Annotated in this window: 14 protein-coding genes and 1 tRNA gene; 7 read left to right on the top strand and 8 right to left on the bottom strand. The window is 62.7% G+C overall.

The annotated features are described in order from the left end of the window. Positions 1–444 precede the first annotated feature (444 nt). The 4 genes from rodA to mreC form a co-directional block, all read right to left on the bottom strand. Positions 445–1,542, bottom strand: coding sequence for a rod shape-determining protein RodA (gene rodA / locus GOB94_RS12755; RefSeq protein WP_182276274.1), 1,098 nt, complete (start codon positions 1,540–1,542; stop codon positions 445–447). Between the two features lie 376 nt (positions 1,543–1,918). Further along, entirely contained in the window at positions 1,919–3,883 is a 1,965-nt protein-coding gene (mrdA, locus tag GOB94_RS12750) for a penicillin-binding protein 2 (protein ID WP_182276273.1), read from the bottom strand. Between the two features lie 65 nt (positions 3,884–3,948). Beyond that, on the bottom strand, positions 3,949–4,473 hold the full coding sequence (gene mreD, locus GOB94_RS12745; RefSeq protein ID WP_182276272.1) for a rod shape-determining protein MreD: 525 nt from the start codon (positions 4,471–4,473) through the stop codon (positions 3,949–3,951). Between the two features lie 13 nt (positions 4,474–4,486). Further along, positions 4,487–5,734 carry a rod shape-determining protein MreC gene (gene mreC / locus GOB94_RS12740; RefSeq protein ID WP_182276271.1) on the bottom strand — a complete coding sequence of 416 codons (1,248 nt, stop codon included), beginning with the start codon at positions 5,732–5,734 and terminating at the stop codon, positions 4,487–4,489. A gap of 155 nt (positions 5,735–5,889) precedes the next feature. Between mreC and recG the strand changes: the two genes are divergently transcribed. Beyond that, positions 5,890–8,313 (top strand): ATP-dependent DNA helicase RecG, encoded by a 2,424-nt coding sequence (gene recG, locus GOB94_RS12735; protein ID WP_182278612.1) that lies wholly within the window; start codon positions 5,890–5,892, stop codon positions 8,311–8,313. A gap of 44 nt (positions 8,314–8,357) precedes the next feature. Beyond that, positions 8,358–8,855 (top strand): MgtC/SapB family protein, encoded by a 498-nt coding sequence (locus tag GOB94_RS12730; protein WP_182276270.1) that lies wholly within the window; start codon positions 8,358–8,360, stop codon positions 8,853–8,855. 47 nt (positions 8,856–8,902) lie between these two features. Here GOB94_RS12730 and GOB94_RS12725 read toward each other — a convergent pair whose 3' ends face one another. Next, entirely contained in the window at positions 8,903–9,337 is a 435-nt protein-coding gene (locus GOB94_RS12725) for a response regulator (RefSeq protein WP_182276269.1), read from the bottom strand. A 704-nt stretch (positions 9,338–10,041) separates the two neighbouring features. Continuing rightward, the gene (locus GOB94_RS12720; RefSeq protein WP_182276268.1) at positions 10,042–10,953 is read right to left on the bottom strand and encodes a PhzF family phenazine biosynthesis protein; all 912 of its coding nucleotides are present in this window, start codon (positions 10,951–10,953) and stop codon (positions 10,042–10,044) included. 408 nt (positions 10,954–11,361) lie between these two features. On the opposite strand from GOB94_RS12720, the gene GOB94_RS12715 reads away from it, so the two are divergent. Beyond that, complete coding sequence (locus tag GOB94_RS12715; protein ID WP_182276267.1) at positions 11,362–12,018, top strand: peroxiredoxin; 657 nt, start codon at positions 11,362–11,364, stop codon at positions 12,016–12,018. A gap of 36 nt (positions 12,019–12,054) precedes the next feature. Then, a tRNA-Cys gene (locus GOB94_RS12710) sits at positions 12,055–12,130 on the top strand. Between the two features lie 59 nt (positions 12,131–12,189). Here the strand turns inward: GOB94_RS12710 and GOB94_RS12705 are convergent. Further along, positions 12,190–12,837: a TetR/AcrR family transcriptional regulator gene (locus GOB94_RS12705; protein WP_182276266.1), complete on the bottom strand. Its 648-nt coding sequence runs from the start codon at positions 12,835–12,837 to the stop codon at positions 12,190–12,192. A gap of 105 nt (positions 12,838–12,942) precedes the next feature. Here GOB94_RS12705 and GOB94_RS12700 point away from each other — a divergent pair, with 105 nt between their 5' ends. From GOB94_RS12700 to GOB94_RS12690, 3 genes are read left to right on the top strand one after another with little or no spacing between them, the layout of a single operon-like run. After that, entirely contained in the window at positions 12,943–14,136 is a 1,194-nt protein-coding gene (locus tag GOB94_RS12700) for an efflux RND transporter periplasmic adaptor subunit (protein WP_182276265.1), read from the top strand. A gap of 3 nt (positions 14,137–14,139) precedes the next feature. After that, positions 14,140–17,364 carry a multidrug efflux RND transporter permease subunit gene (locus GOB94_RS12695; protein ID WP_182276264.1) on the top strand — a complete coding sequence of 1,075 codons (3,225 nt, stop codon included), beginning with the start codon at positions 14,140–14,142 and terminating at the stop codon, positions 17,362–17,364. Beyond that, a complete protein-coding gene (locus GOB94_RS12690) occupies positions 17,361–18,833 on the top strand; it encodes an efflux transporter outer membrane subunit (protein ID WP_182276263.1) in 1,473 nt (490 codons plus the stop codon). Before GOB94_RS12695 ends, GOB94_RS12690 begins: the two co-directional genes overlap by 4 nt. 84 nt (positions 18,834–18,917) lie before the next feature. On the opposite strand, the gene GOB94_RS12685 is transcribed toward GOB94_RS12690, so the two are convergent. Then, the gene (locus GOB94_RS12685; RefSeq protein ID WP_182276262.1) at positions 18,918–20,084 is read right to left on the bottom strand and encodes an ROK family transcriptional regulator; all 1,167 of its coding nucleotides are present in this window, start codon (positions 20,082–20,084) and stop codon (positions 18,918–18,920) included. Between the last annotated feature and the right edge of the window lie 124 nt (positions 20,085–20,208).

The raw sequence follows: 20,208 nt of genomic DNA, 5'->3' as shown, positions 1-20,208 counted from the left end.
AGGACGGGACAGGAGATGAGTTGCGGTGGCTTGGAGAGCGGTCCAGCATCGTGAGTCTGCGCCGGAGCGCGAACGCACCTGAGAGCCCGCGCGAGGCGGAGCTTCAGGGCCGAGTGAGGATATTTCCAGTGCGATACCGCGTGCTGAGAGCCATAAATAGCTGCTCGCCAACACCTTACCGCAAACGGAGTTTGTGACCAGCGCGACCTCAACAAGAGGCGGGGCCGTTAACCGTCCGTTTGCATTCATACTCAGAACCTGTCCGACCCATCGGAAGTTGATCCGTGCCTGGTCGGCCTTCTTGTAATAAAAGAACTTTTCGTTCCGCTGCGGCGGGAATGAAGATGGCATCCGCCGGAGCGAGGTTTCGTACCCGTCCAGCCATGGGCCGGACGTCTCACTATAGTATGCACCAAAGTTGGGAAGCGTGGAGGGGACGACCCCTTAGTTCACAAACCGTCGCATCCTGATGTTCATGACGATGCCGAACGACAGGAACGTGAAGATGACCGAGGAGCCGCCATAACTCATGAGCGGGAGTGGGATGCCGGTAACCGGCATGAGATCCACACACATGCCGATGTTAATAGCCACCTGGAAGAGCAGGATAGCCATGACGCCCATGATGATGAGGGCGCCGGGTGGATCGGCGGCGGTCTGGGCGTTCTGGATGAGCCGGACGAGAATAAGGAAGTAGAGCAGCAGGACGCCGACGGCACCTATGAAGCCGTGCTCCTCGCAGAAGGCCGCGAAGATGAAGTCGGTATACGGAATGGGCAGGAAGTCGCCCTGGGTCTGGGTGCCCTTGTTGGTGCCCTTGCCCCAGAGGCCGCCGGAGCCGACGGCGATCATGGACTGCTCGATCTGGTAACCGGTGCCCTTGGGGTCGTTCTCCGGATTGGTGAAGGAGGTGAGACGGGCCTTCTGGTAGGGCTTGAGGATCTTCCCACTGCGCCAGACGACAGCTGTGAGGATACCGAAGGCCACCAACAGGATGATGGCGTGGCGCAGGCGCAGGCCGCCCATGAAGAGGCCGACGACGAGAATTGGCAGATAGGTCAACGATGTTCCCAGGTCGGGCTGCGCGAGGACCAGCAGCATGGGCAGGCCAACGAGCGCGAAGGACTTGGTGATGTCCCACCAACCCATGTCGCGGCCGTTGGAGACGATCTCCCAGAAGAAGCGGGCGGCGGCGATGATGAGGATGAGCTTGACCCACTCGGAGGGCTGGAAGTGGATGCCGCCGCCGAGGTTGATCCAGCGGCGCGCACCGAGGACCTTCTGGCCGACGAGCTTGACCGCGACGAGGCAGCCGACGCCGATACCGTAGGCCCACCAGACGATGCCGAGCAGGCGATGGTAGTCGATGAGGGAGACGGCGAACATGAGCACGAGGCCGACACCAATGAAGAGCATCTGCTTCTGCTGGAAGCCGTGGAACTTGGTCATCTCGGTGGCGGAACGGATCTCCAGCACGCTGATGACGGAGAGCACCAGAACGAACCCAAGAAGAACCCAGTCGAAGTCGCGAAATCGAACCATCTGAACGTAGTGTAGCGGTGATTGGTGGAGCGGGGTGATCGGGGGGGTGCCCCCTCCCCTATGTAGATGGCCTGATCTGTAAAATCAGCGACTTACGGGGTGATCCCGGGGGTAAGCGACTGATTCTGTATATGGTTACGGGTATGATATGGGAAATAAAGGGGATAGTGTAGAGGATAGAGGACAGTGAACCGCACCTATGAGCATGTTCCTAACCGGGTTCGGGTTTGCGGCTTTCAGTTGCCAGTTACCAGTTTTTCTCCCTACTTCCAGTATAGAAGTTCGGGGAAATTAAGTTGTTTTTGGTTTTGCGGTGTAAGAGGTTTAGTTTGTGTGGTTTAAAGAGAGGACGGCAGGGGTTGAGCATTGACGATGTTTACCGGCCGCCGCCGGGAGATGTGGTGGCCTTGCGGTCATCGGCGGGTTGTGGAGTATATGGGACTGAGGCGCCAGTGCCAGCGGGGGTGTCGTCGGTGGCGGCGGGAGTGTTGGAGGCGAGCTTCATGACGTTGCCGGCGCGGGCGCGCTGCTTGTTGACGTAGGCGTCGATGACCTGCGCGGCGAGGCGGGCCGAGTACTGGCCCCAGACACCGTGCTCCCAGAGGACGGCGACGACGATGTCGGGGTTGCGGCGCGGGGCCATGCCGACGAACCAGGCATTAGGCTCGGTGTTGTGGCCTTTGTTGGTGCGGGCGAGGGCGTCGTGGCTCATGATCTGGGCGGTGCCGGTCTTGCCGGCGAAGTCGATGCCGTCAAGGTGCGCGCTGGCGGCGGTGCCGGTGGGGCCGGTGACGGCGGCCATGTCGTCGGTGATGATCTGCCAGTTGGCCGGGGTGAGGGGGATCGTCTTGTCGCCGGAGCCAAGGTAGGTGCTGCGGATGGCGGAGAGCTCGTCGGGGGTGAGCTCATCCGGGAAGACGACGTGGGGGCGCACGAGATGGCCGCCGGAGGCGATGCCGCCGAGGGCGCGGGCGAGCTGCAGCGGGGTGACCTCAAGCGCGCCCTGGCCGATGCCGACCGAGATGGTCTCACCGGCGTACCACTTGTCATGCAGGGTCTTGAGCTTCCAGCGTTCGCTGGGCATGACGCCTTCGGCCTCGTCGGGAAGGTCGATGCCGGTCTTCTCCCCTATGCCGACCTCGGAGCCGTACTTGGCGATGGTGTCGATGCCGAGTTTTTCAGCGAGGGTGTAGTAGAAGGTGTCGCAGGAGTAGGGGATGGCGTTGTGGATGTCGACCGCGCCGTGGTGGCGGTCGCAGGCGAAGAAGTGTCCGTAGAAAGTGCCGCCACCGGCACAGTTGACGTGCATGTTCTGGGCGACGCCCTCCTGCAGGCCAGCGAGGGTCATGATGATCTTGAAGGTAGAGCCGGGCGCGAGCTGCGCCTGGATGGCCTTGTTCATCATGGGGTGGTCGGGGTTGTCGCGGATGGTCTGCCAGTAGGCGCTGGAGAGGCGGACGGCGAACTCATTGGGATCGAAGGTGGGCCGCGAGGCCATGGCGAGGATCTCGCCGGTGTGGGGGTCCATGGCGACGATGGCGCCGGTCTTGCCTTCGAGGGCCTTTTCGGCGGCCATCTGGACGTCGAGGTCGATGGTGAGGCGGATGTCCTTGCCGGGTGTGGCGAGCTCCTGGCCCATGACGCCGAGCTCTTTGCCATGGGAGTTGACGATGACGTCGCGGGAGCCGTCAGTGCCGCGAAGGATTTCGTCGTAGGCCTCTTCGATGCCGGACTTTCCGACGACGTCGCCGGGAGCGTAGAAGGCGAACCTGGACTGGTTGAGGTCGTTCTCGGAGACCTCGCCGACGTAGCCGATGAGGTGCGCCATGAAGCCGTCGCGCGGATAGAGGCGGCGCTGCTCTTCGAGGGTTTCGAGCTCGGGGAGCTCACTGCGGTGGGCCTCGATGAAGGCCTGCTCGTCGGGGGTGATGTCCTGCTTGAGCGGGATGGGCTGATACTTGGGCGCGTACTGGTAGTGACGGATGGTGGCCTGGATCTGCTCGATAGGGATGTGCAGGCCGGCGGAGATGAGCGGGAGATCGGCGTCGAGGCTCTTCTGCTGCTCGCGGAGGAGATAGCAGCTGACGGATGGGTAGTTGTCGACGATGATGCGGCCTTCGCGGTCGAAGATGCGGCCGCGTGGGGCGAGCACGGGGACCTTGCGGATGCGGTTCTGCTCGGCCAGGACGCGGTAGCTGTTGGCGCCGAGGATCTGCAACCGCCAGAGGCCGGCACCAAGGATGAAGAGGACAAGCGCAACGATGTACTGCGAGGCGTGCAGCTTGACGGTAGAGAGCTTCTCCTGCCGGGCGATGCTCTCGAGATCTTCAGGGGTGGCCATGGGCGGTTCCTGCGGTTGAGATAGTAGTGTAGTGCCGGTGCGGGTTGGACGGTTGCCGTGGCGGTTTAGTCACGGGTCTTGAAGCGGTCGAGCGCGAAGTAGAGGGGGATGCCGACGGCGGTGTTCGCGAGGGCGCGGAGGAGTTCGTGGACGGGCGCGAGGCGGACGGTGGGGTCGTTCAGCAGCCAGCGGGTGATGAGGAAGAGCAACAGGCTCTGCAGCAGGCTGAAGAGGAAGGTGATAAGGCCGCGGTTGACGGCGTTGTCCATATCGACCGCAAAGCCGACGCTGGCGGCGAGGTAGCCGACGATGCCCTTGGCGATGCCGAAGACGCCGAAGGGCTGATTGGTGAGGCCGTCCTGAAAGAGGCCGATGGCTGTGCCGGTGAGGGTGCCGGCAACCTGGCTGCGGCGTGCGACGGCGAAGAAGATCGTCGCGAGGAGTGGGAGGTCAAGGATAGCCAAGCGCGGAAAGGTTTTGGGCAACAGCGACTGCAGGATGAGGCAGACGAGCGGGGCCAGGATGGTGACCGACGGGTGGAAGCCGTACTGGTCGAGCTCGCGCCGGGATGTGTAACTGAGTTCTGCCATGGTGAAGGCGCCCTTAGGGCTGCGGCTCCTGCGTGGTTTGTGGCGTGGAGTCGGACTGAGGGGCAGACTCGGGCGATGTTGCCGTGGAAGGCTTGGGGACGCGCGGCGGCGGGGTGTAGACCGGCGATGACTTGGCGCCGGGGGTCATGTCCTCCGCTGGTGGAGCGGCGCCGGGCGTGAAGCGGTCAGGATGCAGGGTCTGCTTAGGGTGCGGCAGGCCAGAGTTGGGGATGCCGGGAAGGCCGCCGACGACGTTCGCATTGGCGGGGGCATTGGGATCGGTGCCGGGTTTAGCGTCAGGCGTGTCCGGGTGCAGGCTGGGGAGCTGGTCGGCGGCGCGCTCCTGCTCGTCGGTGTGGAGCTGCGCGGCTGCGGCGGCGTCCTGCTGGGCGGTGACGGGGAGCGTGCTCTGGGTGCCGGTGATGACGAGGACCTCTTCAAGCTCGGTGAGGTTGGCGGCGGGCTTGATGGTGATGGCGGTGTAGGGCTGGTGCTGGGGGTCGGGCGCGACGGACTGGATGGTGCCGACAGGAATGCCGCGCGGAAAGACGAGGTCGCCGCCGGAGGTGACGACCTGCTCGCCGGGCTTGATGCGGGAGTCGGCGGTGAGGTTGTTGATCTGGATCTCGCCGTCGGCGGTGCCGCGGAGGATGCCGCGGATGCGTGTGGAGGTGAGGATGACGCCGGCGCCGGAGGTGGGGTCGGAGATGAGCACGACCTGCGCGGAGTGCGGGAAGACGTCGCGCAGCTTGCCGACGACGCCGTCGGGTGTGATGACGGCTTCTTCGGGCTTGAGGCCGTCGTTGGCGCCCTTGTCGATGAGGACGAGACGCGAGCGGTCAGACCCGCTGGTGCCGATGACCTGCGCGGGAACGGTGGTGGTGACGTACTGCTGCTTGAAGGCGAGAAGCTTCTGGAGGCGGCGGCCCTGGGCTGCGTCCTCAGAGAATGCGGCCTCTTCTTCGCGCAGGCGGGCGACCTCATTGCGAAGCTGGGCGTCCTGCTGGCGGGTGCCGCGGAGGTCGATGTAGTTGGACCAGAGATTGCGGACGCTGAGCGATGAGCCGTGCAGAATGCTCTCAATGGGGGTGACAGTGGCGGAGATCCAGCGGCGGGCGAGCGTGGCCTCGCGACTGTCCGGCGTGCCGGTGTTGAAGCCCTGCGCCGACCGCTGCACCTGCATGGCCAGCGCAAGAACCTGCGCGAGGACAACGGCGATGAGGACCAGCGGGTTCTTGTAACGGGTGAAGAAAGAGTCCATGGAAACGCAGGGAGTAGGGAATAGAGAGTAGGGAGTAGAAGACCTCGCCGACACCATTATTTCACCGCGCAGGATGTGGTGCGAGTGGGCCGTTGCGGGAGGGTGTCGAGGTGTATGCCTTCCACAGTGGCACTGGTAGCATCGAGTGCGTGCGGATGGAGCTGAAGACGCCGGTGAAGTACATCAAGCGCGTGGGCGAACGGATCGCCGCGGGCCTGGCGGAGCGCGGCGTGGTGACGGTGGAAGACCTGCTGTATCATCTGCCGTTTCGGTATGAGGACCGGCTGCATCCGAAGCCGCTGAGCGTGTACCAGGCTGGGGATGTCGCGAGCATTATTGGTGAGGTGCGCGGGACGGTGCTGCTGCGGACGCGGTCGGGGCCGATCTTTGAGATGACGGTGGGGGTGAAGCCGCCGGTGGAGGCAGGCGAGGAATTAGATGGGTTGCTGCGGCCGCCTCCGCTGGCGGTGCTGGAGACGGTGAAGTGCCTGTGGTTTCATGGGAGCTATCTGCAGGGGAAGTTCAAGCCGGGGCAGATGGTGGCGCTGTATGGGAAGCTTGAGGGCTCGCGCAGTGGGGCTGCGCTGAACGCGCCGCCGGGGTCTACGAAGTTCAAGATGGTGCAGCCGACGTTTGAGATTCTGCCTGACGCGAGTGCGACGGGCGAGGATGCCGAGTTCACCATGCTGGAGATGGGGCGGATTGTGCCGGTGTATCCGTCGCTGGGCGGGACGACGGCGTGGGGCGCAAAGCTGACGTCGCGGTGGCTGCGGCGGGTGATGTGGACGGTGTTCAAGGATCTGCAGGAGAGCGAGGCTTTTTCGGATGCTGGGGCGGAGGAGTCGCTGCCGAAGGCAATGCTGCAACGGCTGGGGCTGCCGGGCAGGATGGAGGCCCTGCAGGCGCTGCACTTCCCTGCTGCCGGGACTTCGATGACGGAGCTGATGAGCGCGCGGACGCCGGCGCATCGCAGGTTGATCTTTGAGGAGTTCTGGTACCTGGAGCTGGGGCTGGAGCTGAAGCGGCGGCGGCTCCGCGAGCGCGAGGGCACGGCGTTTGTGACCGACGACAAGGTCCGCGAGGCGCTGAAGCAGGTGCTGCCGTTCAAGCCGACGGCGGCGCAGAAGCGGGTGCTCGGCGAGATTGCCGGAGACATGCGAAAGACGCAGCCGATGCGACGATTGCTGCAGGGCGATGTGGGCTCGGGCAAGACGATTGTGGCGTTCCAGGCGGCGGTAGTGGCGATTGAGAATGGCTACCAGGCAGCGATGATGGCGCCGACGGAGATCCTGGCGACGCAGCATTATCTGGGCGCACGGAAGCTGCTGAAGGATGTGATATCGCCGCGGACGGGCAGGCCGTATCGGGTGGCGCTGCTGACGGGGTCGCTGGATGACCGGACGAAGCGCGAGGTGCGGGGGAGGATCTTTCGCGGCGAGGTGGATCTCGCTATTGGCACGCATGCGCTGGTGGAGGAGAAGGTCGACTTCGACAACCTGGGGTTGGTGATTGTGGATGAGCAGCACAGGTTCGGTGTGCAGCAGCGGTTTCGGTTGATGCGCAAGCCGGGTGCGAGCGGCGTTGCGACAGAGCCGGATGTGCTGGTGATGACGGCGACACCGATTCCACGGACGCTGGCGCTGACGATGTATGGCGACCTGGAGGCGAGCGTGATCGACGAGCTGCCGCCGGGGCGCAGCCCGATTGTGACGCGACGCGTGAATGAAGATGGCGTGAGCAAGGTTTGGGAGTTCGTACGCAAGCAGGTGGAGGCGGAGCGGCAGGCTTACATTGTGTATCCCGTCATCGAAGGCGAGCGCGATGACCAGCCGGAGCTGGACTTTGCGTTGGAGGCTTCAGAGGCTGGGACGCAAGAAGCAGATTCCTCCGCTGCGCTACGGAATGACAAGGGAAGAGGTAAGGGTAAGTCCCTCGAAGGTAAGAGCCGGAAGAAGGCTCAGCGGCAGAAGCTGCGGTCGGCGACGGAGATGTTTGAGGAGCTGAGTGCGGGCGCGCTGAAGGGGTTGAAGCTCGGGCTTCTGCATGGCCGCATGAGCGCTGACGATAAAGAAGTGATGATGGCGCGGTTCAAGCGCGGCGAGGTGGATGTACTGGTGTCCACGACCGTGATTGAAGTGGGCGTGGATGTGCCGAATGCAACGGTGATGGTGATTGAACATGCCGACCGCTTTGGGCTGGCGCAGATGCATCAGCTGCGGGGTCGCGTGGGGCGTGGGGCGGCGAAGAGTTATTGCGTGTTGGTGACGAGTGGCGTGGTCTCGCCCGAAGCCGAACAGCGGCTGGATGCGATGGTTCGCACACAGAATGGTTTTGAGCTGGCGGAGTTCGACCTGCAGCAACGCGGGCCAGGGGAGTTCTTCGGCACAAGGCAGGCGGGGCTGCCGGAGTTTCGGGTGGCAAACCTGACGCGGGACCGCGAGATCTTAGAACTTGCGAAGAGCGAAGCGGAGAGGTTTGTGGAGTCGAGAGATCCGTCGATCTCGCAAGAGGAGCTGGATGCTGTCTGGGCTCGACTGAAGCAGCAGTGGCAGAGAAGATACGGTCTGGTTGAGGCATAGCGGATTGGGCCGTCGCTCCCACTAATCCTCTCTACAATGAACGCATGCCGATTTCCGAGATCAGCGGCCAGGGCCTACAGCAGTTTCTCGAACTGGGGATAGCGTTCGTATTGTCGGCGAGCATTGGCCTGGAGCGCGAGATTCGCCATAAGAGTGCGGGGCTGCGCACCTATACCGTGGTCGGTACGGCGGCTGCACTCTTTCTGCTGGTTTCGAAGTACGGCTTTACGAATGTGCTTGTGGAGGGCCGCATCGTGCTGGACCCTTCGCGCGTGGCAGCACAGGTTGTGACCGGCATCGGATTCATCGGAGCCGGGATGATTTTTGTAAAAGGCGATCACGTGAACGGCCTGACGACCGCGGCTACGATGTGGCTGGTGACAGCCATTGGGATGGCGTGTGGAGCGGGGCTGCCGTGGCTGGCGCTGGGCACAACCATAGCCTACTTCGTCGTGGCGCTGGTCTTTCCAAGCATCATTCGACGCATACTGCCAGGAGCAAGCGGCCCCGTTGAAGAGATTAAACACCTGGAACATGACTGATCGTCGAGTGCCCGCCGCGTGCTCGCAACAGGCACTCGGCAACAAGGCTAGCTGGCGACGGCAAGCTCGCGCTGCGGCACGGTGACTGACTGGACGTGCTTTTTGGGGCCGCGCTTGCGAGCGACGAGGATGCGGATGCGGTCGAGGATCTCGGCCGGGGTGCTGGCGCCCTTGGGGAGGAAGGCGTCGGCAGCGGCGGCGCGATCGTAGCCGGTGACGGTGCCGGAGACGAGCAGCGTGGGCAGGCCGGGGAGAAGCTGCTTGGCGCGGCGGACGAGCTCGTTGCCGTCCATCTGCGGGAGAAGCAGGTCGGACATCAGGAGGTCGATGGAGCCGGGGGTCGCGGTCTGGAGGTAGTCGAGCGCTTCAGCGGCGGAGGCACAGGCTACGACGCGGTAGCCACGGGTTTCGAGGAGGAACTTGCGGACAGAGAGCACTTGCTCATTGCTTTCGATGCACAGGATCAGCTTACGAGGACGCATAGGTATTTTTCTCCGTGCCGGTGTGCCCGGCTTGCAGTGCTGCGTTGCGGCTTCCAAGCGCGTTGCTGCGGGTTGGCAGCGCGGCGTAAGGACAGGGTTGCGTAAAAGTGAAGCGTTTCGGGCCGAACTGGGCCGTTCGCAGGACGGGAGGTCATGCGGGGCATCGCCCGGGTGAGCGTTCAGGTTGTCCGCGGACCAACAGAGGCCGGTTTAGGCACAGTGGGGGCGTCTGCGTGTGGATGCTGTGGAAGGCGGTGGAAAGAGTGCAAAAACTCTCTCGTCCGCTTCCCGGAAGCACTCTCGGGAGCAGTGCCGCTGTGCCGTTGGAGGACGACCTGGGGAAGCCCATGGCCGGCCGCCTGCGGTGCGCGGTGTGGAGACAAACGAAGCGTGGAAGCGACCCAAAATCGCGTGGCGATACGACTCACGGTCCCTACGCGATGGGCGCTTCCAGTGCCCGCTTTTCTCCGTCAAATTGTGGGTGATGCGTGCTACTAAGCCTTGTCGCTACGGCCCCGATTTTCAGGTGCATCGGGTATAACCGCTGCGAACGATTTGCTGAGAGTACAGAGAGGAAGGGCCGGTGACAACAGTGAATTTTCTGCCAAAAATGCACCAGAAATGAGTAGCGCATCCACCGGGTCTGCGAGACCCCTTGTAGCTGTTGACGTTTGTGGTTCCCATGCTGTGGGAAAGTACTGCGGCTAAGGCAGGAAAAAGCGTCCCGTTGCCACAGGAATGGTGCGGCCGGAGACGAAGACGTCGGACACCTTTGCAGAGGCGAGCGAGGCGCGGGCGATGAGACGGCTGGGCCGATGGATCTCGATACCCTGCTCGATGACGACGTCTGTGCCAGAGGTGGCGAGGCCGTGCTGTACGAGCCACGAGATGCAGCAGCCGGTCGCAGAGCCTGTTGCGGGGTCCTCGCCGTTGTAGAACTGCATGCGCGCGCGCCACTGCGCTGCGTGCGGGGCCGCGTCGTTGGTTGGGGCGACGCAGTAGAAGAACTTTGCGCCGCTGTTGCCGAGCCATGACTGCGCCTCGCGCTGCGAGACCTGGAGACGCTGCAAGGCTTCGACCGAACGCAGCGGGACGATGCAGAAGGGCAGGCCGGTGGAGACGGTCTGCGGCGCGTGGGTAGGTGAGAGGTCTTCTTCCGCGAGGCCGAGCAGCGGCGCGATGGCGCTGCGTGCGTGGGCGGCACCGAAGACCGGATCGTTCTGGCGCATGGTGCCGACGACGCCGATGTCGCCGGGCTGCGAGGGCTGGAAGGTGACGGGGATGGGACCGACGTTGAGCTTGAGGGTGATGATCTGCGCGCCGCGCAACGTTGGATGATTGAGATGGAGCCAGGTGGCCGTGCCGAGCGTGGGGTGGCCGGCGAAGGGGAACTCCTCTTCCGTGGTGAAGATGCGCACGCGGACGCCGTGCTCGGCCTCCTGCGCGGGGTCCGCGGGGAGGATGAAGGTGGTTTCGGCGAAGTTGGTTTCGCGGGCGAGGGACTGCATCTCAGCAGTGGTGAGCGAGCTGGCATCGTGGAAGACGGCAAGCTGGTTGCCGGCGAGCGGCTGCTCTGCGAAGACGTCGAGGACGGAGTAGTCGAGGGTGCGGGCCATGGTGTGAATGCTACGGCCTGCGTGGCTCCTTTGGGGGAGTTGACAGCGGTGAGCCGCCGCCGTACCTTGGGACTACCGCAATTGGGGCCAACTGCTTCCATGCTGGCGTGAAGCCGGCGGCGGTTCAAAGATTCGAGAAGTGTTTGACCATGAAGCTGACCGTCTCCAACTCGACCCTCACCTGCTGCCGTTGCTGCTGTCGCTGCGAGCCTGCAGGGGTGAGTCGATGAGCGAATCGAGACGATAGACGTCAAGAAGCGAACATCACGACCCACCCAAGGCAAGAGCCGGGTGGGTTTCTCACGTAAGGGCGATAACGCCGGCAGGGCTGCGGCAACCACAACTGCGGTATCCAATACCATCTGCAGTGAAACCAGGGGCCACGGCCCCGGAGAAGGAACGAAGACCATGTCACTCCGCATCAACGATATCGCGCCGGACTTTACGGCAGAGACGACGCAGGGCACGATCCACTTTCATGAGTGGATCGGCGACAACTGGGCAGTGCTGTTCTCGCACCCCAAGGACTTTACGCCGGTGTGTACGACGGAGCTGGGCGCTGTGGGCTCGCTGGAGCAGCAGTTCATTGCGCGTGGGGCGAAGCCTATCGGCCTGAGTGTCGATGGCGTCGAGAACCACAGCAAGTGGGCCAAGGACATTGAAGACGTGACCGGCGCGAAGGTGAACTTCCCCGTGATCGGCGATACCGATCTGAAGGTGGCGAAGCTCTATGACATGCTGCCCGCCGAGGCCGGCGATAGCTGCGAAGGCCGCACGCCAGCCGACAACGCGACCGTTCGCGTGGTCTACATCATCGGACCGGACAAGAAGATCAAGCTGCAGATGGCGTATCCGATGACGACGGGCCGCAACTTCGACGAGATCATCCGCGTGCTGGACTCCATGCAGCTGACCGCGAAGCACAAGGTGGCGACGCCGGCGAACTGGAAGCAGGGTGACGATGTGATCATCACGGGCGCTGTATCGAACGAGGAAGCGGACAAGATCTTCCCGGGCTACAAGACGGTGAAGCCGTACCTGCGAACGACGACGCAGCCGAAATAATTCCTGTGGGGAGAGAGTTCTCTCTCCGCAGCATGAGCACCGATGGCGAAGTGGCTAACGCGCTGGTCTGCAAAACCAGTATTCGAGGGTTCGATCCCCTCTCGGTGCTCCAAAAAGATTGAGACAGATAGGGAATGCCAGCATGCTCGAGAGGTATTCGAGACACTGGTATTATCTGTCTGCGAGGATCTCCGCGAGGAGTTTGGGAACGACCTCTTCGAGATAGTCGCGGGTGAGCACGTTGGGGCTGAAGAGCGCGTTGAGCGCGAAGCCTTCAAGGAGAGCTTCGATGGCGAGGGTTTTCTCGCGCGTCTCCTTCGGGTGCGATTTTTTGTCGGGGAAGAACCCCTGCAGCTCGCGTTCGTGCACCAAGACGCTGGCGTCGATGTGCTTTTCGGCGAGCTCCTCGCGCAGCTCAGGATGGCGCAGCGTAAAGAGCTTGAACTCGATCTGCAGCAGCAGCGATTGCGTATTGCAGATCTCTTCGATGATATGGCGATTGACGGCCTCGATGCGGGCCTGTTCGCCGGTGACCTCCTGGAGGCGAGCACGCATCTCACGGGCCTTTTGCAGCATGGCACGACTGCGGAGAGCGAGGAAGACCTCAGTCTTGTTGGCGAAGTTGGCGTAGAAGGCGCCGCGGCTACGGCCAGCCTCGGCTGCGATATCCTCGATACGCGAGGCCTCAAAGCCGTCCCGGGCAAATATTTTTTCGGCGGCGGCGAGGAGTGCGCCACGGGTTCGCTCTGAGCGCAGAGCCTGAAGTCCGGTTCGTGGAGCGGAGTCGTCCGTCTCCATCTCGTTCACATTTTCATCCATCTTTTTGCACCGAACGGCATCTTCAGAGCATATATACATGCGTGTATGTTTTCAATGAAGAGGTTTTTTGAGCGCGTCATTCCACGTGATCGAGGTCAGTCCCGTATGTTTTCCCGTTTTTACCCACTGAAGGCAGGCGTGGCCGTAGCCGGCCTGGCAACGGTATCCCTTTTGGTTTCCACCGGATGCAAGTCATCCGGCCCCGCGCAAGGCATGGGCGCTGGTGGCCCGTTGCCGGTGCAGGTGGCACAGGCCTCTGAGCAGGACGTTCCGCTTACCGGTGAGTGGGTGGCCCAGACCGATGGCTTTGTGAACGCCCAGATTCAGCCGCAGGTATCGGGCTACCTGATTCGCCAGGACTACAAGGAAGGCAGCGAGGTCCACAAGGGGCAGGTGCTGTTCGAGATCGACCCTCGCCCTTTGCAGGCGACTCTAGACCAGGCCAAGGGGCAGCTTGCTCAGGCGCAGGCGCAGGTGCAGCTGGCCGAGATCAACGTGAAGCGCGATACGCCGCTGGCGGAAGCCCACGCGATTGCGCAGAGCCAGCTCGATACTGAGACGCAGACGCTGGCCGCTGACAAGGCGAACGTTGCGACGGCGCAGGCGCAGGTGGATGCAGCGAACCTGAACCTCGGGTTCACGAAGGTGCGCTCACTGATTGACGGCGTTGCCGGGCAGGCGACGGTGCAGGTGGGCAATCTGGTGAGCCCCACGTCGGTGCTGACGGCGGTTTCGCAGTTGAACCCGATCAAGGTGTACTTCTCAATCAGCGAGCAGGAGTACCTTGCGCTGGTGGAGCGGTCCAAGGAGAGCGGGCATGGCGATCTGCTGAATGCAGGCAATGCGATTCCGCTGAAGCTGACGCTGGCCAATGGGCAGGTGTTTTCGTCGGCTGGACGCATCATCTTTGTGGACCGCAGCGTGAGCGCGCAGACAGGCAGCCTGCGCATCGCGGCCGAGTTTGCGAATCCGGGCAACGTACTTCGTCCGGGACAGTTCGGGCGCATCAGCGCACAGACGCAGGTGCTGCATAACGCAGTCGTGGTGCCGCAGCGAGCGGTCGGCGAGTTGCAGGGCATGAACCAGGTGGACGTAGTGGGCAGCGACAACGTGGTGCATGTCCACACCGTGCAGCTTGGTTCGCAGATCGGCAGCAATATCGTGATCAAGAGCGGCGTGCAAAGCGGCGATACCGTTGTGACCGAGGGCCTCGACAAGGTGAGGGACGGCGCGAAGGTCTCGACGCAGCCGGACACCTCGCTGAACGCGCCCAAGGCGCAGACGACACAGGGGAGCTAATCCATGTCGAAGTTTTTTATTCGCCGGCCCATCGTGGCCATGGTGATTGCGATCCTTATGGTGATCGGCGGCTTCGTTTCGATGCTCAGCCTGCCCACCGCGCAGTTTCCGAACATCGTTCCACCTGAGATTCTTGTCCAGGCCACGTATCCCGGCGCCGACGCGAAGACGCTGGAACAGGCCGTGGCCACGCCGATTGAGCAGCAGATGAACGGTGTGGACAACATGAACTACATGGAGTCCACCAACGCCAGTAACGGCTTGACGCAGCTGACGGTCGACTTCGACGTTGCCACCAATCCGGACACCGACCAGATCCTTTCGCAACTGCGTGTCTCGCAGGCGCAATCGCAGCTGCCGTCGATCGTGCAGGTCGCCGGCCTGACGGTGAACAAGGCGCTGACCTCACCGTTGATGCTGCTGTCCGTGTCGTCGCCAAACTCCACCTACGATGGCATCTTCCTTGCCAACTACGCGAACATCAACCTGGTGGATGCCATCACGCGCGTCAAGGGCGTGTCGCGCGTGCAGGTCTTTGGCGCGGGCCCCTATGCACTGCGCGTCTGGGTGAAGCCTGACCAACTCGCCAAGCTGGGCGTTACCGTGCCTGAGATCACTGCCGCGCTTGCCACGCAGAACAACGTGAACCCGTCCGGCCAGATCGGCGGGGAGCCCGTGCCTTCCGGCCAGGAGATGACCTACACCGTCCTCACGCAGGGACGCCTGGTCACCGAGAAGCAGTTCGGCGACATCATCCTGCGTTCGAACCCCGATGGCTCCGTGCTGCATCTGCGCGATGTCGCCCGCATCGAGCTTGGCTCGCAGACCTACAACCTGAATGGCCGCTTCAATGGCAAGCCTGCTGCGGTGCTGGCTGTGTATCAACTGCCCGGTTCCAACGCCGTGCAGACAGCGAAGAACGTGCGCGCTGAACTTGCAACGCTGCAACAGAGCTTTCCGCCGGACATCATCGCCAGCGTGCCGCTGGATACGACCAAGGCTGTGAACGCAGGCATCCACGAGATCATCGTCACGCTCTTCATCGCGCTCGCGCTCGTGATCCTGGTGGTGTTCATCTTCCTGCAGGGATGGCGCGCTACGCTCATCCCGTTGCTGGCCGTGCCCGTGTCGTTGATTGGTACCTTTATCGTCTTCCCGATACTGGGCTTCTCGATCAACACTCTGTCCCTGTTCGGCCTGGTGCTCGCCATCGGCCTCGTCGTCGACGACGCGATCGTCGTGGTCGAAGCCGTGGAGCACCATATCGAAGAGGGCATGAGCCCGGTCGATGCCAGCTACGCCGCCATGGAGCAGGTGGCCAGCCCGGTCATCGCCATCGCGCTCATCCTGTCGGCGGTGTTCATTCCTACGGCATTCATCCCGGGCATCACGGGCCGCCTGTACCAACAGTTCGCCGTTACGATCGCGATCTCGGTGATCTTCTCGGCCTTCAACGCGCTTACGCTCAGCCCAGCGCTGTGCGCCCTGCTGCTGAAGCCGAGGTCGGAGAAGAAGGGCCTGCTGCAGAAGTTCTTCAGCGGCTTCAACAATCTCTTTGGCCGCGTGACCAATGGCTACGTCAGCGGTTCAGGCTGGCTGGTGCGCAAGTCGTTTGTCGTCGTGTTCATCATTATCGGTGTGAGCGCGCTGGTCCTGCTCGTTGGCAAACAGCTGCCAGGGGGCTTCCTGCCGACGGAAGACCAGGGCTACGCCTTCGTGAACCTGCAGCTTCCTGAAGGAGCGTCGCTGCAACGCACCACCGCGGCCTCGGCCGACGTGGAAGCTGCGCTGCACAAGGTGCCGGGCGTGCAGAGCGTCATCTCCGTCGTGGGCTTCAGCCTCCTGTCACAGACGCAGTCCACATACAACGCCTTCTACTTTGTGACGCTCAAGGACTGGGACCAGCGCAAGAGCAAGGATGAGCAGTTCGATGTCATCGAGGCGAATCTTTCCAAGGCGCTCGGCGGCATCAAGCAGGGCATTGCGTTCTCGTTTGCACCCCCGGCCATCGCCGGACTTGGCACTTCGGGCGGCGTTTCGATGGTGCTGGAAGACCGTTCCGGCAACAACGATCCACAGTTCCTGACGCAGAACGTTTACAAGTATCTCGGTGCTATCTCGAAGAACCACCAGATCATCGCAGCAGCAATCCCGACCTACTATCCTGCCGTGCCACAGCTCTACGTGGACGTGGACCGCGAGAAAGTAGCGCAGCAGCAGGTGAGCCTGTCTGACGTCTACACCACCATGCAGGCGTTCATGGGCGGGAGCCTTGTGAACTACTTCAACCGCTTCGGCCGCCAATGGCAGACTTACGTGGAGGCTGAAGGCGACTCGCGCACAAACATCAACAACATCGGCCAGTTCTATGTAACGGCTGCCAACGGCAACCGCGTGCCGCTCTCGGCGCTCACCACGGTGCGGCGTACAACAGGCCCGGAGTTCACCACGCGCTACAACGAGTATGAGGCTGCGAGCATCACGATCGTCGCGCCGCCGGGCGTGAGTTCTGGACAGGTGATGGCTTACCTTGAAAAGACGTTCGCCGAGACGATGCCTAAAGGCATGGGCATGGACTACACCGGCCTGAGCTTCCAGGAAAAGAAGGCCCAGGAGAGCGTGCCCGCATGGGTCGTTTACGCCATCTCCATCGTGCTTTGCTTCCTCATCCTGGCAGCGCAGTATGAGAGCTGGTCGCTGCCCTTCGGTGTGCTGCTCAGCACACCGGTCGCCATCCTGGGAGCGTATCTCGCTCTTTACGGCCGGCATCTTGAGAACGATGTGTACGCGCAGATCGGTCTCGTCATGCTGATCGGCCTTTCCGCGAAGAACGCCATCCTCATCGTCGAATTCGCCAAGGACGAGTACCAGAAGGGTGAGACCATCTTCCAGGCTGCGATGGGTGCTGCCCGGCTCCGCTTCCGTCCCATCATCATGACCGCCTTTGCGTTCATCCTGGGATGCGTTCCGCTATGGTTCGCTACCGGCGCCGGCGGCGTCTCGCGCCAGATCCTGGGAACCGTTGTCATCGGAGGCATGTTGGCCGCGACAATGCTCGCCGTCTTCCTGGTGCCGACGACCTTCTCGCTCGCAGAGCGTGTAGCACAGAAGTTCAGCAAAGCACACAACGCAAGCCTCGACTCCGACCACGACGCTGGCCCGCCACGCGGCGACCGCTATGGCACGCCACACCAAAAGAACGACACCACGGACGGAGGTCACTCTTGAGACGCTTATCGCTCCTCACCATCGGCGCAGCCCTGGCGACCACGCTTGTGGGCTGCAAGGTCGGACCCAACTACAAACAGCCAGTCGTCAACACGCCGGCAGAGTATCGTGGCGCGCTGGCGCCGGATGTTTCGGCCGCCGCCAACAACGGGACGCCACTTGGCGCGGAGAAGTGGAACACCATCTTCACCGATCCCGTGTTGCAAGCCCTCATCACCGAGGCGCTGAAGAACAACTACGACGTGAAGATCGCCGCGGACCGCGTGCTCGAAGAGAAGGCCGCGGTTGGCGTTACGCGCGCAGGTGAGTTCCCAACACTCTCCGGCGGAGCGAGCTATGACGCGATCTCTTTGCCAGGCGGGCTGCTCAGCGGATTCGGCAACAACAATAACAACAACGGCGGCAGCAGCAACTCCAACAACAATGCCCGCTCGAATATCTACTCCGGTGGTCTCACCGCTTCTGCCGCCTGGAACCTCGATTTCTGGGGCCAGTATCGCCGCATGACCGAAGCACAGCGGGCCGAGTATCGCGCCACACAGTGGGCCCAGCAGACCACGTACTCCACGCTGATCGACGAGATCGCCACCGACTACTACCAGTTGCGCTCGCTCGACGCTCAGCTGGCGGTGACGCGCCAGACCATCGCCGCTCGCAAGCAGTCGCTCGCGCTGACCACCACTCTGGAGCAGGGTGGCGGCGGGACGCTTGCCGATGTTCGCCAGGCAGAGGAGCTCTACTACACCGCGCAGGCAGAGATACCTACGCTCGAACAGCAGATCGCGCAGACTGAAAACAATCTCGGCCTGCTGCTCGGCCGCAATCCAGGGCCGATCCTCCGCGATGTCACGGCTTCGCCTGACATCCTTGCGAAGGCGGCACATCCTGTCGAGATTCCTGTCGGCCTGCCCTCGGACCTGCTCGAACGGCGGCCGGATGTTCGCCGCGCCGAAGAGCTGCTGATCCAGGCCAATGCCAACATTGGCGTGGCTCGAGCGCAGTTCTACCCTTCCCTTTCCATCACTGGCGACGGCGGCACATCGAGCTCGCAGTTCAAGAAGATCTTCGATGGCAGCAATATCCTGTACTACGTGGCTGGCTCGGCCACGGAACCAATCTTCGATGCCGGCAGAATCCGTAACAACTACCGCGAGGCGCAGGCCAAGGACAAGGAGCTTCTCGATACCTACCAGCAGACGATCGCGGGAGCGTTTCGCGATGTCTCGAATGCCCTGGTCGCTTACTCCAAGTCGCGCGAGTACCGTGACCAGCAGGAGAAGCTGGTTGCCTCCTCTGCCGATGCGGTGCGGCTGGCGCGAATGCGGTACCAGGCTGGCGCCACCAGCTATCTCGAGGTGCTGACCAACGACACCACTCTGTACAACGCCCAGCTTTCGCTGGCGACCGCGCAGCAGCAGGAAGCGCAAGCGCTGGTGCAACTGTACAACGCGCTGGGAGGCGGGTGGTAGCAGCCTTTCGCTCCTGGTCAACAAACAACAAAACCCGGCCTCGGCCGGGTTTTGTGTTGCACCTTTATTGTATGAGGCGCGCCTTTACTGGTCTGAGGAGATAGAGTCGTCGCCGAGCACCAGGGCGACCGCGCTACGGAGACGGGCTGTCGCGCCGTCATAAGCAGGGCGCAGGATAGGTGGCTTGGTGAAGGCGTTCTTCTTCATCTGCGCCTCGATAATACTGCCGAAGCTGTGCCAGACCGTGGTGATGTCGCCGACGACGACGATCTCTTTGGGCGCGAGTGCGACGCAGATGGTGCGGATGCCCCGGCCAAGGTTCTCCGCCATGCGGGTGAGCGCGGTGATGGCATGCTTGTCGCCCTTCTGCGAAAGTTTGAGCAGCGCATCAAAGGTGATGGGCTGCGTGCCGGTGAGCTGCGCGTAGGCGGCGACGGCAGCGCGGTTGGAGGCCAGGACCTCCCAGCAGCCGCGGTTGCCGCAGGCGCACTGGGGGCCGTCGGCATCGAGCTGCACGTGGCCGAACTCGCCAGCGAGGCCGCTTTCGCCACGCAGCAGCTGGCCGTTGGCGAAGATGCCGGTGCCGATGCCCTCCGAGACGTTGACGACGACGAGGTCGTGCAGGCCGTCCGACGAACCGAACCAGACCTCGGAGAGCGCGCAGGCGTTGGCGACGTTGTCCATCTTGACGCGGAGGCCGGTGGCGCGCTCCATCTTGGACTTGAGGCTGAGCACAGGCCAGTTGAGGTTGGGCGCGAAGATGAGCTTCTGCAGGTTGAGGTCAGCACGGCCGGGGAGGCTGATGCCGATGCCGTCGAAGGAGAGGTCCTCATGCGCGGCGAGCAGCTTGCGGATGGCGTTGACGATGGCGTTGAGCGCCTTGGTGGCGCCATCGGGCACGAGCACGATCTGCTGCGTGATGATGCGGCCGGCAAGGTCGGTGACGGCGATGGTCGTCTGCGAAGGATGAATGTCGAGTGCGATGATAGCGCGGCGGGAGTTGATCTCAAGAAACGTGGGCCGGCGGCCGCGAGGCAGATGGCCGACTGCGCCTTCGACGATCCAGCCTTCGGCGATGAGGTCTTCGACGATGAGCGAGATGGTGCTGCGCTGCAGGCCCGAGACACGCGCGAGGTCCGCACGCGAGATGGGCTGCTTGGTGCGGATGAGGTTGAAGATCAGGTTGCGGTTGATCCTGCGCGGCGTCTTGTTGGAGGCCGTTTGCGTGCGGTTGAAACTAAATCGCTGCATCGGCAGACCTCCGCAAGGGACCCGGGGTTGCAAGTTGCGTTGCGTGACGAAGAAGGTTGCCGTTGAAACGTAGCGTGTGTGGACCTGCGTCTGTTGGGGTCATGGGGTGAATGTGATTGCCATA

This window comes from Granulicella sp. 5B5, assembly GCF_014083945.1.
Taxonomy (GTDB): Bacteria; Acidobacteriota; Terriglobia; order Terriglobales; family Acidobacteriaceae; genus Granulicella.
This window is presented reverse-complemented; position numbering and strand designations above follow the sequence as displayed.

Coding starts and splice junctions, on each gene's coding strand:
- rodA (WP_182276274.1), bottom strand. CDS start 1,542: ATGGTTCGATTTCGCGACTTCGACTGGGTTCTTCTTGGGTTCGTTCTG.
- mrdA (WP_182276273.1), bottom strand. CDS start 3,883: ATGGCCACCCCTGAAGATCTCGAGAGCATCGCCCGGCAGGAGAAGCTC.
- mreD (WP_182276272.1), bottom strand. CDS start 4,473: ATGGCAGAACTCAGTTACACATCCCGGCGCGAGCTCGACCAGTACGGC.
- mreC (WP_182276271.1), bottom strand. CDS start 5,734: ATGGACTCTTTCTTCACCCGTTACAAGAACCCGCTGGTCCTCATCGCC.
- recG (WP_182278612.1), top strand. CDS start 5,890: ATGGAGCTGAAGACGCCGGTGAAGTACATCAAGCGCGTGGGCGAACGG.
- GOB94_RS12730 (WP_182276270.1), top strand. CDS start 8,358: ATGCCGATTTCCGAGATCAGCGGCCAGGGCCTACAGCAGTTTCTCGAA.
- GOB94_RS12725 (WP_182276269.1), bottom strand. CDS start 9,337: ATGCGTCCTCGTAAGCTGATCCTGTGCATCGAAAGCAATGAGCAAGTG.
- GOB94_RS12720 (WP_182276268.1), bottom strand. CDS start 10,953: ATGGCCCGCACCCTCGACTACTCCGTCCTCGACGTCTTCGCAGAGCAG.
- GOB94_RS12715 (WP_182276267.1), top strand. CDS start 11,362: ATGTCACTCCGCATCAACGATATCGCGCCGGACTTTACGGCAGAGACG.
- GOB94_RS12705 (WP_182276266.1), bottom strand. CDS start 12,837: ATGGATGAAAATGTGAACGAGATGGAGACGGACGACTCCGCTCCACGA.
- GOB94_RS12700 (WP_182276265.1), top strand. CDS start 12,943: ATGTTTTCCCGTTTTTACCCACTGAAGGCAGGCGTGGCCGTAGCCGGC.
- GOB94_RS12695 (WP_182276264.1), top strand. CDS start 14,140: ATGTCGAAGTTTTTTATTCGCCGGCCCATCGTGGCCATGGTGATTGCG.
- GOB94_RS12685 (WP_182276262.1), bottom strand. CDS start 20,084: ATGCAGCGATTTAGTTTCAACCGCACGCAAACGGCCTCCAACAAGACG.